Here is a 15,138-nt window from a genome sequence, read left to right as displayed (position 1 = left end):
TCTTGCTGCGGCCGGGTGCCCGGCGCAGGGGGTACTCGTGGATCCCGGCGATCGCCGCCCGTCGCGGTGCCATGTGCATTTCTCCGTTCTCTCGGTGCGGGTCTCTCGATACTGCGTCGCTCGGAGGGCATCAGCCGGCCGGAGGCCTGGACGATCGACTCCGCCCGGCCGCGTACGCGGCGATGTTCTCGGTGGTCGACGGGAGGTCGAACATGGTGGCGAACACGTCCATGCTGATGTCGACGCTCTCCCGCAGCGAGCAGTTCAGCCACGTCTCGAACAGGCTCTTCTGAGCGGTCAGTACCTCCGGTGAGTGTGCGATGACCTGCTCGATGAGCTCCCGGGCCGCGGATTCCAGCGCCTCGTGGGGCACTACCCGGCTGACCAGACGGTCGACCCCGAGTTCCTCCAGCGCGTACATGTTGCCGGTGAGGATCAGCTCGCGGGCCTTCGAGAGTCCGATGAAATGCGGGAGCAGCGCTGCGTCGACGACCGAGGGCACACCGAGTTTGACCTCGGGCAGGCCGAATCGGACTCCAGGTGCGGCGATCCGCAGGTCACAGGCGAGGACGAGTTCGAAAGCCGCGCCGATGCACGCACCGTTGACGACGGCGAGCGTTGGCACGGAGCAGGTTCGAACGGCTGCGATGCAGCGCCCGACACTGGCGATGCTGCGCCGGCTCCCTTCCCGGTCCGCATCACGGAAGGTGTCGAGGTGCATTCCCGCGGAGAAGGCTCGGTCGCCCTGTCCGGTGATCACGACGGCCCGAATCCCTGCCAGGTCCGTGGTGACGGCCTCCGCGATGACGTCGAGGTCCTGGACGCGCAGCGCGTTGGCCGCGTCCGGTCGATTCAGCGTGATCCAGCGAATCCTTCTGTTGTCGCTGACTGTCGGTGCACCCACGCGTTCTGGTTCTCCCTGTGGCTGATGTTCGGTTGGCCGATACCGGCTAGGCGACGATCCCGTCGCGCCGCAGCGCGGCGCCGGCAGAGGCGTCGATTCCGAGCTCGGCCAAGATCTCGTCTGTGTGTTGGCCAAGGGTGGGCGGCGCAGATCGCGGCCTGGCGCGCATGTCATCGAAGGACAGCGGGCTCGCGACCTGATCGATGAGACCCGCTGTCGGGTGGGCCAGAGTCGTCACGACTCCCAGCGCCGAGGTGTGCTCGATCGAGTACACCTGCTCGATAGACAGAATAGGCGCCGCGGGAATCTGCGCACGATCAAGCCGCCCTACCCAGTGGGACACCGACTCGGTCGCGAATGTGTGGTTGAGCAGGTCGGCCAGAACGGCGCGGTGCTGCACCCGTTTCGAGTTGTCGGCGAATCGCGGATCGTCGAGCAGATCGATCCGATCGATGGCCTGGCAGAATCGCTCCCAGAGTCGTTCGGTGGCGACGGCCACGACGAAGTCGCCGTCCCGCCCTGTGAACGCCTGATACGGCGCCAGGTCCGGGTGCGCCGACCCGAGTGCGACGGGCTTGACACCGGCGACGAACAGGTTCATCGCCAGATTGACGTGCAGAGCGAGCTGTGCCTCGAAAAGGGACGTGGTAACCAGCCGCCCCTGTCCCGTCCGCTCCCGTTCCGCCAGCGCCGCGAGCGCACCGATCAGACCGAAGAGCCCGGTCGTGAGGTCGGCAACGGAGAATCCTGCTCGAACGGGATTCCCACCCGGATCTCCGGTCACCGACATGAGCCCACCAGTGGCCTGGGCGATCAGGTCGTAGCCCGGCCGGCCACTCCACGGCCCATGCGTGCCGAAGGCCGACAACTGCACGTGGACAGCCCGCGGGTTGACCTCCCGGACCTGGTCGTAGGAGAAGACGGCCCGCAGCTTGCTGTCCGGCCGGAAGTTGTCGACGACGACGTCGGCGTCGGCGATGAGGCGACGGGCCAGCCGCACACCCTCCCCGGTACGCAGATCCACCACGATCGACCGCTTGTTGCGGTTCGTCGACAGGAAGTAGGCGCTTTCGCCGCCCGCCGTCGGGCCCCAGCCACGTGTCATGTCGCCACCGCCGGGGCTCTCGATCTTGACGACGCTCGCCCCCAGGTCACCGAAGACCATGCCCATGTACGGGCCGGAGAGGGAGCTGGCGAACTCGAGCACGCGCACTCCCTGGAGCGGGTTCACGTTCGGAACGTGCTGACCGTCGATCCGGCGAGCCGGTTCCCTGATATCTGAGGTCATGATCACCCAATTAGTGGTCGGTTCCGTGCAATTGACGACAGCCATGCGAATTGCACGAGTCAGGGCTTCTGCCGGGCGCGCCCGACGAAAGCACCGATCCCGGTTACCGCGCGCCCGACGACCAGCGTGTTGATCTCCTTCGTGCCCTCGTACGAGTAGAGCGCCTCGGCGTCGTTGAAGAACCGGCCGACTTTGTTCTCCAGCAGAATCCCGTTGCCGCCGAACACCTCCCGCGCCCGGGCCACCGAGTCGCGGAGCATCAGCGTGGCCTGCCGCTTGGCGAGGGCCGCTTGCTCGTTGCGGAAAGTGCCGGCGTCCTGCAGCTGCGCGACCCGCACGGCCATGCCGAGCGAGGCGGTGGCGTTGCCCAGGATCGATACCAGGTGGTCCTGGACCAGCTGGTATGACGCGATCGGCGAGCCGAACTGGATCCGCGTGGTCGCATAGTCGCGGGCCAGTTCGTAGACCGCGGCCATCGCGCCGACGGCGCCCCAGACCACCCCGCCGCGGGACACCCGCAGCACTCGGTTGGTGTCGGCGAAGGTCCGCGCGCCGGGCAGCCGGTTCGCCGCCGGCACCCGCACGCCGTCGAACGTGAGGTCTGCGTTCTGGACGGTGCGCAGCGCGAGCTTGCCCTCCATCTTCCTGGCGGTGAAGCCGGGCATGCCCTTCTCCACCACGAAGCCCTTCACCTGGTCGTCGGCCGCGTCCCGGGCCCAGACGACCACCAGGTCGGCGAAGGTGCCGTTACCGATCCAGCGTTTGGCTCCGTCGATCACCCACTCGTCGCCCTCGCGGCGGGCGGTGGTCTCCAGCCCGCCCGCGACGTCGGAGCCGCCGTGCGGCTCGGTCAGCGCGAACGCGCCGATCTTCTCCATCCGGCGCATCGCCGGAAGCCAGCGCTCCTTCTGCTCGTCGGACCCGCACAGGTCGATCGAGGAGAGTGCCAGCCCGGCTTGTACGGCGAAGAATGTCGCCATCGACGGGTCGACCCGGGACAGCTCCATCCTGATGAACGACGTCAGCAGCCGGGAGTGGGCAGGGCGATCCGGCCAGTCGCGGTCCAGGCCGACGATGTCGAGCTCGGCGAACCCGGGGATGAGTTCGTACGGGAACTCGGCGCGGGCCCAATGGTCGTCGGCGACCGGCGCGATCTTCTCCTCGGCGAACTCGCGGACGCGGGCGAGGATCTTCTTGTCGGTGTCGTCGAGCAGATCGGCATAGCCGTAGAAGTCGGCCGGCAGCGGCTCCAACGTGTTCATGACGCATCCTCCTGTGCAGCGAAACGCGCGGCCGGGACGGCCCACTGGGCGCGGTCGCGCGTGGTGGTGAGGGCGGCCAGAACCGTCGGCGTCCTCGGTGGCGGCGCTGATGGGATCGACGGTCCTCACGACGACACCACCACGCCGGCGCCGGTCAGGGCGCGGATCTGTGTCTCGGAGCGACCCAGCTCGCGCAGCACGTCGGCGCTGTCGGCGCCCAACCTCGGTGCGGGGGTACGGAGGCCGGTGGGCGCGCCTGAGAACCGGACCGGGAATCCGATCGAGCGGTAGCGGCCCTCACTGGGGTGGTCGGCCTCGGTGAGCAGCCCGCCGGAGACCACGTACGGGTCGGTCTCGGCGTCGTCCAACGACAGCACCGGTGCGAACGGGATCGAGTGCTCGGCACAGAGCTGCGCCCAATCGTCGGTGGTCCGGGACGAGGCCAGCTCACCGATCAGCGCGTACAGATCGGGCTGGTGCCGCGACAGCGAGGCCGAGTCGGCGAACCGCTCGTCCGTCGCAAGGTCCTCGCGACCCGCGGCATGGAAGAAGTCGGCGACGTTCGCCGGGGTGTAGGGGAGGATGCACGCCCAGCCGTCCTTCGTCGCGACGGCCTCGTGCTTCTCGGCCATCGACCGGTTGAACCCGGTCGGCCCCTCCGCCGGGACGAAGGTGTGCCCGGAGAGGTGCTCCACCAGGTTGAAGGCCAGCAGGGTGTCGGTCATCGGGACCTCGACAAGCTGGCCCGCACCGGTGGCCCGCTGGTGGATCACCGCGGCGAGCACCGAGTAGACGATGGTCAGGGCGCAGACCTTGTCGGCGAGGATCGTCGGCGCGTACGCCGGGGTGCCGGTGGCCCGGCGCATCAGGTCCACCATCCCGGATGAGGCCTGGACGATCTCGTCGTAGGCCGCCCGGTCGGCGAGCGCGGAGTCGCTGCGGAAGCCCTGGGCGCGGACCTGCACCAGACGCGGGAACCGTGCGGACACACGGTCCGGGTCCAGCCCGAGCCGGGCCAGCGCGCGGGGGCGCATGTTGGTGACGAGCACGTCGGCGGTGTCGAGCAGGTCGTCCAGTACCGCGCGGCCGTCGTCGGTCTTGAGGTTCAGCGCCAGCGACCGCTTGTTGCGGTTGACGTTCAGCGCAAGCGCGCCCATGCCGGCATTGCGTTGCGGCTGGGTCCGCCGGGTCATGTCGCCCTCCGGTGGCTCCACCTTGATCACCTCGGCGCCGAGGTCGCCGAGGATCTGGCAGGCGTAGGGGCCCATCACGACCGAGGCCAGGTCGATCACGCGCAGCCCGGACAGGGCCCCTGCGGCGCTCGCGTCCCGAGTCACGTCCTCACGTCCTTCCGTAGCGCTTCAGGGAATGAGTATTGCTAACTACTTTTCATGATCGGGGCTAGAGTTACCCATATGCGTAACCATCACCGAACCGTGGACCGGGTGGCGGGACTGCTGGAGGCGGCCGCCCGCCGGCCCGGCGGCAGCACGTTGACCCGCCTGGCCCGGGCGGTGGGCGCGCCGGTGTCGTCGGTGCAGAAGTTGGTCGACGGGCTGGTCGCCACCGGCTATCTGGACGAGCGCGAGCGCCGCTACACGCTCGGCCCGGCGCCGTGGATGCTGGCTGCGCGGGCCGGGGCGCCGCCGGTGCCGGCCGTGCCGCACGAGGCGCTGACCCACTTGTCCGGGGTCATCGGCCTGCCGGTGCTGCTCGCCGCCCGGGTGGGGGATGACGTCGTCTACGTGGACTGGGCGGGTGCCGACGAGTCGTTCGACGTCGCAATATCCGCGCGAGTGCGCTCTCCGCTGCCGGACACCGCGGCCGGGCGGGTGCTACTGGCGTTCCTGCCTGCCGCCGAGCGCAAGCGGATCGCGCTGGCCGTGTACGACGCGGACCCGGCCGCGGCTGCTGCGCTGCTCGACGCGTGCGCCCGGATCCGGGACACGGGGGCCGAGCGCGGGGAGAGCGGCGCGGTGCTCCCCGGTGCGGTGGCGGCCGCCGTCCCGCTGCGGCACGACGGGGTGGTCACCGGCGCGCTCTCGGTGGCCGATCGCCGCGCCGAGCCGAGAGGGAGAATCCCGGACGCCGTCATCGCCGCACTGTCCGATGTGACCGAGACCTGGTCGACCTGACCGGTCGGCGAACCTCCGCTGTAGCTCGTGTCCGGGTTCGCCGCGGTCACTCGGCGCCGGGCAGCACCTCCACCGACGTGCGCAGGACGCGGTGCAGGACGGGATCGTCGTCGCCCTGCCGCCACAGCAGGTAGACGGAGATCGCGGGCGGATCGGCGATCTCGCAGATGTGGACGCCGTCGAGCGGAAGGTGGGCGACCGCGGTCGCCGTCGTGAAGTGCAGACCCACTCCGGCCGAGACCAGCGCGATGCTCGTCCATGAGTCCGGGGCGATCTGCACGAACCGCGGGGCGAACCCGACGGCCTGGCACCCCGAGACGAGGATGGCGCGAACCGACGAACCGAAGGACTCGGGGAACGCGACGAACGGTTCGTCGCGGAAATCGTCGAACCGGAGCTCCTCGGCCTGCGCGAGCCGGTGGCTCGTCGGCACCGCGACGACGCAGCGGTCGCGGGCGATACCGCGGCTGGACACCTCGGCAGGTGGTTCGGCGAACCGCGCGAGCGCGAGGTCGCTGTCGTGGCGCAGCAGGTCCGACAAGACCGACGCACCGTAGCGCCCCGGCAGGAACACGAGGTCGATCAGCGGGTGCTGTTGCCGGACGGCCCGGGCGAGCTGCCCGACCGCGTCGTGCGCGGACGGCCCGGCGAAACCGATCCGCACCCGCCCGCTCCTCCCCTCGTGGGCCGCTGCGACCGAAGCGCGCGCTTCGTCCCCCATCGCAAGGATGGCCCGCGCCCGATCCACGAGTGCCGCTCCCGCCGGCGTCAGTTCGACCCGGCGGGTGGTCCGACGGAACAACGGAGCGCCGAGGTCCTCCTCGAGCGCGCGGATGGTGCGGCTCAGATACGGCTGGGCGATATGCAGACGCTGGGCTGCCCGGCCGAAGTGCAGGTCCTCGGCGACGGCCACGAACGCGCGCAGCTGGATCGGGTCCACCCGGACCTCCATTGATGCGGATCCGCCAACAATAACCAGCGAACTGGTCTTGGAATTGCATCAGCGCCGCGCACACCATCGGGTTATGACCGAGACACAGGTATCGGGTGAGTACTTCGAGGTCATCCGCCGGCGGGTCCGAACGTACATCCGCTCGGAGGTGGTGCCCCGCGAGATCGAGATCATGAATGAGGGCCGAATCCCCGACGACCTGCGATCAGCGGCGGCCGAGATGGGCCTCTTCGGCTACGCCATCCCCGTCGAGTGGGGCGGTCTCGGGCTCGACCTGACCCAGGACGTCGAGCTTGCGATGGAGCTCGGCTACACGACTCTGTCGCTGCGCTCGATGTTCGGCACCAATAACGGCATCGCCGGTCAGGTGCTCGTCGGCTTCGGCACCGACGAGCAGAAGCAGATCTGGCTGGAGCGGATGGCAGCCGGCGAGGTGGTGGCAGCGTTCGCGCTGACTGAGCGCGGCGCCGGCTCGTACCCTGCCGGCCTGCGGACCTGGGCCTGCCGTGACGGCGGTGCCGATGATGCGGGCTGGGTGATCGACGGGGAGAAGCAGCTCATCACCAACGCCCCCGACGTGGGCCTGTTCATCGTTTTCGCGCGCATCGCCGACGCGGAGCCGCGCGACCCCGGGATCGCGTTGTTCCTGGTCCCTGCGGACACACCCGGTGTGACGGTCAGGCCGAAGGGCACGAAGACTGGCCGGGAAGGCGCCTGGAGCGCCGATGTCACCTTCGACGACGTCCGGGTACCTGCCTCCGCTCTCGTCGGCGGCGAAGTGACAGCCGGCTACCGCGCCGCGATGATCTCTCTGGCGCGGGGTCGGGTGCACATCGCCGCCCTTGCGGTCGGTACCGCCCAGCGCGCCCTCGACGAGTCCGTCGCGTACGCCGCCCAGAGCACCCAGGGCGGCCGACGTACCGGCGATTTCCAGCTCGTCCAGGCCATGCTCGCCGACCAGCAGGCCGGTGTTCTCGCCGGGCGTGCCATGGTGCGCGAGACCGCCCGCGCCTACGTGAGCGGCGAGGATCGCCGGATCGCCCCGTCAGCAGCCAAGTTGTTCTGCACCGAGATGGTCGGCAAGGTGGCCGACCTGGCCGTCCGGATCCACGCGGACGCCGGATACATGCGGGAGCTGCCCGTGGAGCGGATCTACCGCGACGTGCGGCTACTGCGCCTCTACGAAGGCACCAGCGAGATCCAGCGGCTCATCGTCGGCGGCGGACTCGTCCGCCAGGCCGTCAGCGCCGACAGGGCTGGTCCCCACCCTCGGCGAGCACGACTACGCCATCCCGAAGCCTCTCGTGAAGGAGCCCTCTGATGCCTGGAACCCGATCGACCGAAGGACGCGTCGCGATCGTCACGGGCGCTGCCCGCGGCATCGGCGCTGCCACCGTGCAACGCCTGGCGGCTGACGGGCTCACCGTCGCCGTGCTGGACCTGGAGGAGTCGGGCGCGACGAAGACCGCCGACGGCATCAGGACGGCCGGCGGCACCGCGATCGCTGTCAGGTGCGACGTGACGAACGCCGGCGCTGTCGACGCCGCCGTATCCCTCGTGGCGGACGAGCTCGGGCCTGCGACGGTGCTGGTGAACAACGCCGGGATCACACGCGACAACCTGCTCTTCAGGATGGACGAGTCGGACTGGGACGCGGTGATGGGAGTACACCTGCGCGGCTCGTTCCTCATAACCCGGGCCGTACAGAAACACATGGTCAGCGCCGGCTGGGGCCGGATCGTGAACCTCTCGTCGACCGCGGCGCTCGGCAACCGCGGTCAGGCGAACTACTCGACGGCCAAGGCCGGGCTCCAGGGATTCACCAAGACCCTCGCCGTCGAACTGGGCAAGTTCGGGATCACCGCGAACTGCATCGCGCCCGGGTTCATCGCCAGCGACATGACGCGCGCGACGGCGAATCGGCTCGGCGTTGCATGGGAGCAGTACGCCGAGGATCGCGCAAAGGCCATCCCCGTCCAGCGGGTCGGCCGGGTCGAGGACGTCGCCAACGCAGTGTCCTTCTTCGTCGACGAACGATCGAGCTTCGTCTCCGGCCAGGTGCTCTACGTCGCCGGAGGCCCACGGGCGTGATGCGTCGACGCGGTCGCACGGTCCTGATTTCGCGTATCTGTGGCCGCCTCAGAGCTGCAGAGACGGGTGCCGCGCCGTCAGATCCGCCAAATAGCACGGCACCGACCTACGCGCGGCGTCGACGAAAGCCGACAGGGTTGCGGAAGTGTTGTCGGTCCGCCAGGCGAGCTCCAGCGGCCGATCCGGGATCGATCCGGTGAGCGGGACGAATCGCACACCGCGCCGGCCGAGGTTCACGAAGGACGTGGGCAGGAACGCGATGCCGAGGCCGGCCGCGACCAGGGCCAGGACGGACTCGACTCGGGGGGACTCGTCGACGACGCGGGGATCGATCTGGTGGCGCCGGAACAGTTCGACGACGTCGGCGTACACGGTGGGGGCCGCGGCCCGCGCCCACAGCAGCGTCGGTTGCCCTGACAGCACCGACGGGGAGAGCCGTTCCTCGCCGGCCAGGGGGTGATCGTCCCAGAACACCGCCATCAAGGGGTCGTGGAGCAGCGGTTCGACGGTCAGTGACGCGTCGTCGATGGGACCGCGCAGGAAGCCGATGTCGAGCCGGTGTTCGACGAGTTGATGCGCCTGCTCGAGTGTCCCGAGGTCCACCACCTCCAGCGCGACGTCGGGGTGGCTGCGCCGGTGCTCGCGGATGACGTGCGGCAGGACGCCGGAGACGGCCGCCTGCATCGCACCGATGCGGACCTGGCCCAGTTGGCCGGCGGCCGCGAGCCGCGCTGCGGTGAAGGCACGTTCGGCGTGCACGAGGCACAGTCGTGCCTCGGCGAAGAACGCTTGCCCCGCCTCGGTCAAGCCGATCGGCCGGCACGAGCGGTCGAGAAGCTCGGCCCCCAGCCCCTGCTCGAGTTTGCGGATCTGCTGGCTCAGCGGTGGCTGCGCCATGCGCAGGCGCTCAGCGGCCCGACCGAAATGGCGTTCTTCCGCCACTGCGACGAAGTAGCGAAGTAACCGCAGTTCGGACCTCGTCATATCTTCACGATATGACGAGGGCTGCAATCTGTCTTGGACGTAGATGTTTCCCGGTGCCTAGCGTGAGATCCACAGGAACCGCAGCGCGCGCCGGCTCACGACCGTAGGCGCGTTTTGCCGGATTGAGGGAGATTGAATGAAGCTCTACCAAGCGTTGGCCGACGCCTTGATCGAGCAGGACGACGCGCCGGTCTTCGGGCTGATGGGTGACGCGAACATGCTCTACGCCTCGGCGTTCCGTGAGCGGGGCGGCAGGTTCGTCGCTGCGGCCCACGAGACGGGCGCGGTAGCGATGGCGGACAGCTGGTCGCGGGCTACCGGCCGGATCGGCCTCTCGACCGTCACCCACGGGCCGGGTGTCACCAACGCCCTCACCGGCCTCGTGGAGGCGGTGCGCAGTCGCAGCCACGTGCTGCTGTTGACCGGCGCGACCCCGGCCGAGCCGACGCACTTTCAGCGGCTCGACCTGTCGACCTTCGCAGCCGCGGCGGGCGCCGGGTACGAGCGTGTTCATCGGCCGGAGTCGCTGTACCGAGACGTGAGTCGCGCGTTGCAGAGAATCCTCGCCGAGGAGCGGCCGGTACTGCTCGATGTGCCATACGACTTCCTGCTCGCGTCCGTCTCGGTCGATCCCGCGGCGCTGCGGGCGCCCTCCCACCGCGCGCGATTCGTCGCGGGGGAGATGCAGCTCGACTCCGCGCTGGGCCTGATCGCCTCGGCGAAACGCCCGGTGATCCTGGCGGGGCGGGGCGCGGTGACCGCCGGGGCGGAGAGGTCGCTGGCCGAGCTGGCGGAGCTGATCGGCGCTCCGCTCGCGACATCGGTGCCGGCCAAGGACCTGTTCGCCGGTCATCCGAGCAACCTCGGCATCTGCGGCAACCTCGCGCACGCGGCCGCGTCGACCGTGCTCGCCGAGGCCGACTGCATCGTCGCCTTCGGGTCGAGTTTGAACCTCCACACGACAATGCACGGCGAGCTCACCTCGGGGAAGAAGATCGTTCAGATCGACTCCGATCCGGGCAGGTTCGGCTGGTATGTGCGGCCCGACGAGGCCGTGGTGGGGGACGCCGACGACGTGGCGAGTGGGCTCATCGCCCTGCTGCACGAGGCAGGACACAAGCCGCAGCGAGGCTGGCTCGATCGGGCGCAGGGCCTCATCGCCGACTTCGATCCCCGGTCCGAGTTCCTGGACCGCTCGAACGGCAGCACCATCGATGTGCGTGTCGCGGCGGCCGAGGTCGACGAGCGTCTGCCCGCCACGCGCAACGTCGTCAGCGACATCGGCCGGTTCGTCAACGCCGCCTGGCCTTACATCCACACCGATGACGCCTCCCGGTTCACGGCAATGGGCGGATTCGGCGCGATCGGACTGGGGTTGGCGGGTGCGATCGGCATGGCCGTGGCGCGCCCGGACGCCCCGACCGTCTGCCTCGTCGGCGACGGCGGATTCATGATGAATCCCGCCGAGCTGGCCACCGCGGTCCGCGAACAGCTCCCCTTGATCGTGGTGGTCTTCGACGACGGTGCCTATGGCGCCGAGTACCACAAGTTCGTGGTCCACGGCGTCGATCCCGCGCACTCGTACATGAGCTGGCCGGACATCGGGCGGGTGGCGGAGGGCCTCGGCGCAGAGGCGATGTCGGTGACCAAGACATCCGACTTCGATGCCGTGGCGGAATTGCTCGTGAACCGCACCCGCCCGCTCGTGCTCGACATCCGCCTGGACCCGACGGTCGACATCGTTGCCTGACCGTGCGATTGCCCAGGCTGGAAGGTCGCCGTCAGAACGAGCTCTCGAGCGAATACCGATAGAACGAGGCCGCCGCGGGCTCGAGGTGCCGTTTGTTCGACGTGATCAGCCCGATCTCACGGTGGCGCTGCGGTCGGAGGTCCAGTTCCGCTGCACCCGCAAGGGGTCCTCCCTCTCGGGCCGGCAGGACCGCCACCCCGAGACCGACCGCCACCAAACCCCGGACGGTCTCCACGTCATCGCCTTCGAACCCGTGAGCAGGGCTGAATCCCGCCGCAGTGAACAGGCTGTCGACCAGGCTGCGGAGCCCCACCCCCGGCCGGAGGCTCACGAACGGCTCGTGGCGGCACTCCTCCAGACGGATCCGTCGGCGCTTCGCCAGCCGATGATCGGCTTGCACGACCAGGACGAGCGGCTCCCGATACAGCGCCACCGAATGCAGATCCACGGGCACCGCCAGGGTGGAACTCAAGGCGACGTCGACCGTGCCCGCGGCAACCCGCTCGAGCAGCTCGTTGTGGCCGGCCTGCAGAAGGCTGAACCGCACATGAGGGAATTCGGACCGGAAGCCACGCAGCAGCTTCGGCACGCTAGTCGTGCCCAAGCTGCGGAGGAACCCGAAGACCACATGACCCCGCTCCGGATCCGCGGCCTCCAGTGCCCGGGCTACCCCGATGGCCAAGCTCTGGTGCGAGGTGACGACCGCATCCGCGAGTGCGAGTCCGGCTGCAGTCAGCTCCGATCGCCGCCCGACCCGCCGGGTCAGCGCGACGCCGACTGTGCTGCTCAGGTCGCCGATCCAGCGGGTGGCAGTCGGCTGAGGTACACCGGCGGCTTCGGCGGCCGCGCTGAGATGGCCGTGGGATCGCATTGCCCGCAACAGAGTGAGGTGCGGTGTGAGATCTGCGGCAATGGTTTCCGCCGTACCGGCCATGACCACATCGTACTCATTTCTGGATCGATTGGCATTCGAAAGTTCATGGGACGGATGACTTGTGCGCGCCTAACGTCAATCTTGTGAAAGGCGCATCCGAGAATCCGATCGTGCGCGAGCTCGTGGCCGCCGACGAGATCGGCCACCGCCGGGGAACCCGCGAGTTCCGTCGTGTCACCCTGGCGCTCGTGGCCGGAGCCTGCGCCACGTTCGCCGTGCTCTACAGCATGCAGGCGCTGTTCCCTGCGGTCGGTCGGCAGTTCGGGGTGAGCCCGGCGATCGCGAGCTTGACGCTGTCGGTACCGACAGCAGCGCTCGCGGTCTCGACGATCCCGCTCGCCGCAATTTCCAACGCCCACGGGCGCACGAATGTCATGTCGATCTCCATCGTCGCGACCGCCGTGATCGGATTAGCTGTTCCGTTCGCACCGAGCTTTGCGGTTCTGTTGGTGCTACGCGGGCTGGAGGGCTGTGCACTGGCCGGGCTCCAGGCCACGGCGATGTCGTATCTGTCCGAGGAACTCCACCGCGGTTCCCTGGGCTCGGGGATGGGCCTCTACGTTGCGGGCACCGCGTTCGGCGGCATGCTCGGACGCACACTGGCCGGAGCGGTCGCCGATTTCGCCGGCTGGCGCGTAGCGCTCGCCACGGTGAGCGTCCTGTCGGTGGTCGCGGCTGTGGTTTTCATTCCGGCGGTCCTGCAGTCACGGAACTTCCACCCCGTCCCGCTGCGCTTCGCCGCTGCGCCGGGTGGCGGGTCGCGAACCTTCGGCGACCGGGGCCTGACAGCTCTCTACGTGATCGGGTTCCTGGACATGGCCGGGTTCGTGACCGTCTACAACTATCTCGGGTACCGGCTGCTCTCTCCGGAGTTCGGGCTCTCACAGGCATTGGTCGGCGCCCTGTTCGTCATCTACCTGACGGGGGCGGGGGCGTCCGCGGTGGCCGGCCGGCTCGTCGGTTCGTTCGGCTACCGAGCAGTGCTGTGGCCCGGCGCGCTCGTGGCACTCGCCGGGGTGGCTCTGATGCTCAGCTCCCACGTCGCGGTGATCGTGCTCGGTCTGGTCCTGGTCACGATCGGGTTCTTCGCCACCCACTCCGTGGCCAGCGGCTGGGTCGGCGCCCGATCAGGACAACTGCACGGTTCGGGCCCCGCGCTGTACCTGTTCTGCTATTACCTCGGTTCCTCGATCGGAGGCACCGTCGGCGGCGTCTGGTACGGCCGATCAGGCTGGAATGGTCTCTCGATCTACCTTGCGGTCATCTTCGCCGCGATCATCGCTGTCGGTGTTTCGCTACGACACCTACGGCCAATCGCCTCCTCGCCCGTCTCGACGTGAGGGCGGCCACGCCTTTTCATCGGCCATTTGAGAGCGGAGACCGTGTTGGAACAAGGCCATGGATCTGATGAAATCCGAGCGCGATCACGTCAGTGCGCATGGTGGCGTGTTCGACAAGCCGCGAGCCGCCGACAAGGACACGGCACGGTGATGACGCCGCCTCGTTCCACACTCTTACCGGCCGTCGGCGTCATCTTGCTGGGAGCGAACCTGCGGCCGTTGGTGGTCGCCGTGTCCCCGCTGCTGGGCGCGATTCGCGCCGACACGGGGTTGTCGGTGTCGACCGCCGGGCTGCTGACCACGCTGCCGGTGCTGTGCTTCGGGGTGCTGGCGCCGCTCGCCCCTCGACTGGGTCGACGACTCGGCATCGAACTGACGTTGCTGCTCACCATGGTGCTGATCACGGCCGGCGCAGCGGTTCGCCTGCTGCAGCCACTGGCGGCACTCCTCGCCGGCACAGTGCTGATCGGTGCCGGCATCGCGATCGCCAACGTGCTGCTGCCAGGAGTGATCAAGCGCGATTTCGAGCGCAGGGTCGGGCTGATGACCGGGCTCTACACCATGACGTTGTTCGCAAGCCCCGCCCTCGCCGCTGGGTTGAGCGTCCCGCTGGAGAGGGCTACCGGGCTGGGTTGGCGCCGCGTGCTCGCGTTGTGGGGTGTGCTGGCGGTCGCGGCGATCATCGTGTGGCTGCCACAGACTCGTCGGCGCACGCGAGTTTCGGCTGCCGACACGAAAGCGGCCGCGCGTCCGGTGTGTGGACTCTGGCGCAACCCGCTTGCCTGGGCGGTCACCTGCTTCATGGGTCTGCAGGCGATGACCTTCTACATGGTTGCGGCGTGGCTGCCGACTCTGCTGGCCGACGCCGGAATGAGTGGCGTGACTGCGGGCGTGATGCTCTCGCTGAGCAGCGTCGTGGGCATCGCCGGGGCATTCCTGGCCCCCATGCTCGCCGGGGGAGCGGTGCGGACTGCAGCGATCGTGGTGGCCGGCTCGGTGCTGTACGTGATTGCCCTCGGTGGATTGCTGGTCGCGCCGATCGCAGGAGCGTATCTGTGGATGTCGTTGCTCGGACTCGGCCAGGGCGCGGCGATAAGTCTGGCCCTACTCTTCATCGTGCAGCGGGCACCGGATATTCGGCACGCGGCGCAGTTGTCCAGCATGTCGCAATGTTTCGGCTATGTGCTGGCAGCGCTCGGTCCGCTCGCGCTGGGTGTGGTTCATCAGGCCACCGGCGGCTGGACCATCCCACTTCTTCTGGTCATCACGGTTCTGATACCGCAGACTCTCTCTGGAGTGCTCGCCGCCCGGGACGGGCACGTCTCCGGCTACCCAGATGAGCCTCCTGTGGAGGGCGAACTGCTGGCCTTTCCCAGTTCAGGCCGATGTCAGGGCACGGGCCCTGCCAGGTAGCGCCGCTCCAGTCGTCATAGCCGAACAGGCATGGTTCACGCCGGAAAAGGTTCTTGTGTGCACGGTCCTGCGGGCCGACTCTGGC

General features: G+C 68.8%; 13 protein-coding genes. 6 read left to right on the top strand and 7 right to left on the bottom strand.

Annotated elements, in window-relative coordinates:
• Positions 1 to 130: 130 nt before the first annotated feature.
• The 4 genes from MMF94_RS39495 to MMF94_RS39480 form a co-directional block, all read right to left on the bottom strand.
• Positions 131 to 904 (bottom strand): enoyl-CoA hydratase/isomerase family protein, encoded by a 774-nt coding sequence (locus MMF94_RS39495; protein WP_241042611.1) that lies wholly within the window; start codon positions 902 to 904, stop codon positions 131 to 133.
• Positions 905 to 950: 46 nt separating this feature from the next.
• The gene (locus MMF94_RS39490; RefSeq protein ID WP_241042610.1) at positions 951 to 2,237 is read right to left on the bottom strand and encodes a CaiB/BaiF CoA transferase family protein; all 1,287 of its coding nucleotides are present in this window, start codon (positions 2,235 to 2,237) and stop codon (positions 951 to 953) included.
• 14 nt (positions 2,238 to 2,251) lie between these two features.
• Positions 2,252 to 3,454, bottom strand: a complete 1,203-nt coding sequence (locus MMF94_RS39485) for an acyl-CoA dehydrogenase family protein (RefSeq protein ID WP_241042609.1) — start codon at positions 3,452 to 3,454, stop codon at positions 2,252 to 2,254.
• A gap of 125 nt (positions 3,455 to 3,579) precedes the next feature.
• A complete protein-coding gene (locus MMF94_RS39480) occupies positions 3,580 to 4,791 on the bottom strand; it encodes a CaiB/BaiF CoA transferase family protein (protein WP_277398938.1) in 1,212 nt (403 codons plus the stop codon).
• A 78-nt stretch (positions 4,792 to 4,869) separates the two neighbouring features.
• On the opposite strand from MMF94_RS39480, the gene MMF94_RS39475 reads away from it, so the two are divergent.
• On the top strand, positions 4,870 to 5,589 hold the full coding sequence (locus MMF94_RS39475) for an IclR family transcriptional regulator (RefSeq protein ID WP_241042608.1): 720 nt from the start codon (positions 4,870 to 4,872) through the stop codon (positions 5,587 to 5,589).
• A gap of 46 nt (positions 5,590 to 5,635) precedes the next feature.
• Here MMF94_RS39475 and MMF94_RS39470 read toward each other — a convergent pair whose 3' ends face one another.
• Positions 5,636 to 6,529, bottom strand: a complete 894-nt coding sequence (locus tag MMF94_RS39470) for a LysR family transcriptional regulator (protein WP_241042607.1) — start codon at positions 6,527 to 6,529, stop codon at positions 5,636 to 5,638.
• 85 nt (positions 6,530 to 6,614) lie between these two features.
• Between MMF94_RS39470 and MMF94_RS39465 the strand changes: the two genes are divergently transcribed.
• On the top strand, positions 6,615 to 7,862 hold the full coding sequence (locus MMF94_RS39465; protein WP_241042606.1) for an acyl-CoA dehydrogenase family protein: 1,248 nt from the start codon (positions 6,615 to 6,617) through the stop codon (positions 7,860 to 7,862).
• Positions 7,862 to 8,632 carry a 3-oxoacyl-ACP reductase FabG gene (gene fabG / locus MMF94_RS39460; protein WP_241042605.1) on the top strand — a complete coding sequence of 257 codons (771 nt, stop codon included), beginning with the start codon at positions 7,862 to 7,864 and terminating at the stop codon, positions 8,630 to 8,632. Before MMF94_RS39465 ends, fabG begins: the two co-directional genes overlap by 1 nt.
• Before the next feature lie 48 nt (positions 8,633 to 8,680).
• Here fabG and MMF94_RS39455 read toward each other — a convergent pair whose 3' ends face one another.
• Positions 8,681 to 9,616, bottom strand: a complete 936-nt coding sequence (locus tag MMF94_RS39455) for a LysR substrate-binding domain-containing protein (RefSeq protein WP_241042604.1) — start codon at positions 9,614 to 9,616, stop codon at positions 8,681 to 8,683.
• 136 nt (positions 9,617 to 9,752) lie between these two features.
• Here MMF94_RS39455 and MMF94_RS39450 point away from each other — a divergent pair, with 136 nt between their 5' ends.
• Complete coding sequence (locus MMF94_RS39450) at positions 9,753 to 11,366, top strand: thiamine pyrophosphate-binding protein (RefSeq protein WP_241042603.1); 1,614 nt, start codon at positions 9,753 to 9,755, stop codon at positions 11,364 to 11,366.
• Positions 11,367 to 11,397: 31 nt separating this feature from the next.
• On the opposite strand, the gene MMF94_RS39445 is transcribed toward MMF94_RS39450, so the two are convergent.
• Entirely contained in the window at positions 11,398 to 12,300 is a 903-nt protein-coding gene (locus tag MMF94_RS39445) for a LysR family transcriptional regulator (protein WP_241042602.1), read from the bottom strand.
• 83 nt (positions 12,301 to 12,383) lie between these two features.
• Here MMF94_RS39445 and MMF94_RS39440 point away from each other — a divergent pair, with 83 nt between their 5' ends.
• Both MMF94_RS39440 and MMF94_RS39435 read left to right on the top strand, forming a co-directional pair.
• A complete protein-coding gene (locus MMF94_RS39440) occupies positions 12,384 to 13,640 on the top strand; it encodes an MFS transporter (RefSeq protein ID WP_241042601.1) in 1,257 nt (418 codons plus the stop codon).
• Between the two features lie 150 nt (positions 13,641 to 13,790).
• Positions 13,791 to 15,053 carry a CynX/NimT family MFS transporter gene (locus tag MMF94_RS39435; RefSeq protein WP_241042613.1) on the top strand — a complete coding sequence of 421 codons (1,263 nt, stop codon included), beginning with the start codon at positions 13,791 to 13,793 and terminating at the stop codon, positions 15,051 to 15,053.
• Positions 15,054 to 15,138 lie beyond the last annotated feature (85 nt).

The sequence above is a fragment of the Pseudonocardia alaniniphila genome, assembly GCF_022524485.1.
Lineage (GTDB): Bacteria > Actinomycetota > Actinomycetes > Mycobacteriales > Pseudonocardiaceae > Pseudonocardia > Pseudonocardia alaniniphila.
Note: the sequence above shows the minus strand (reverse complement) of the source record. Positions and strands in the feature narration are given on the sequence as shown.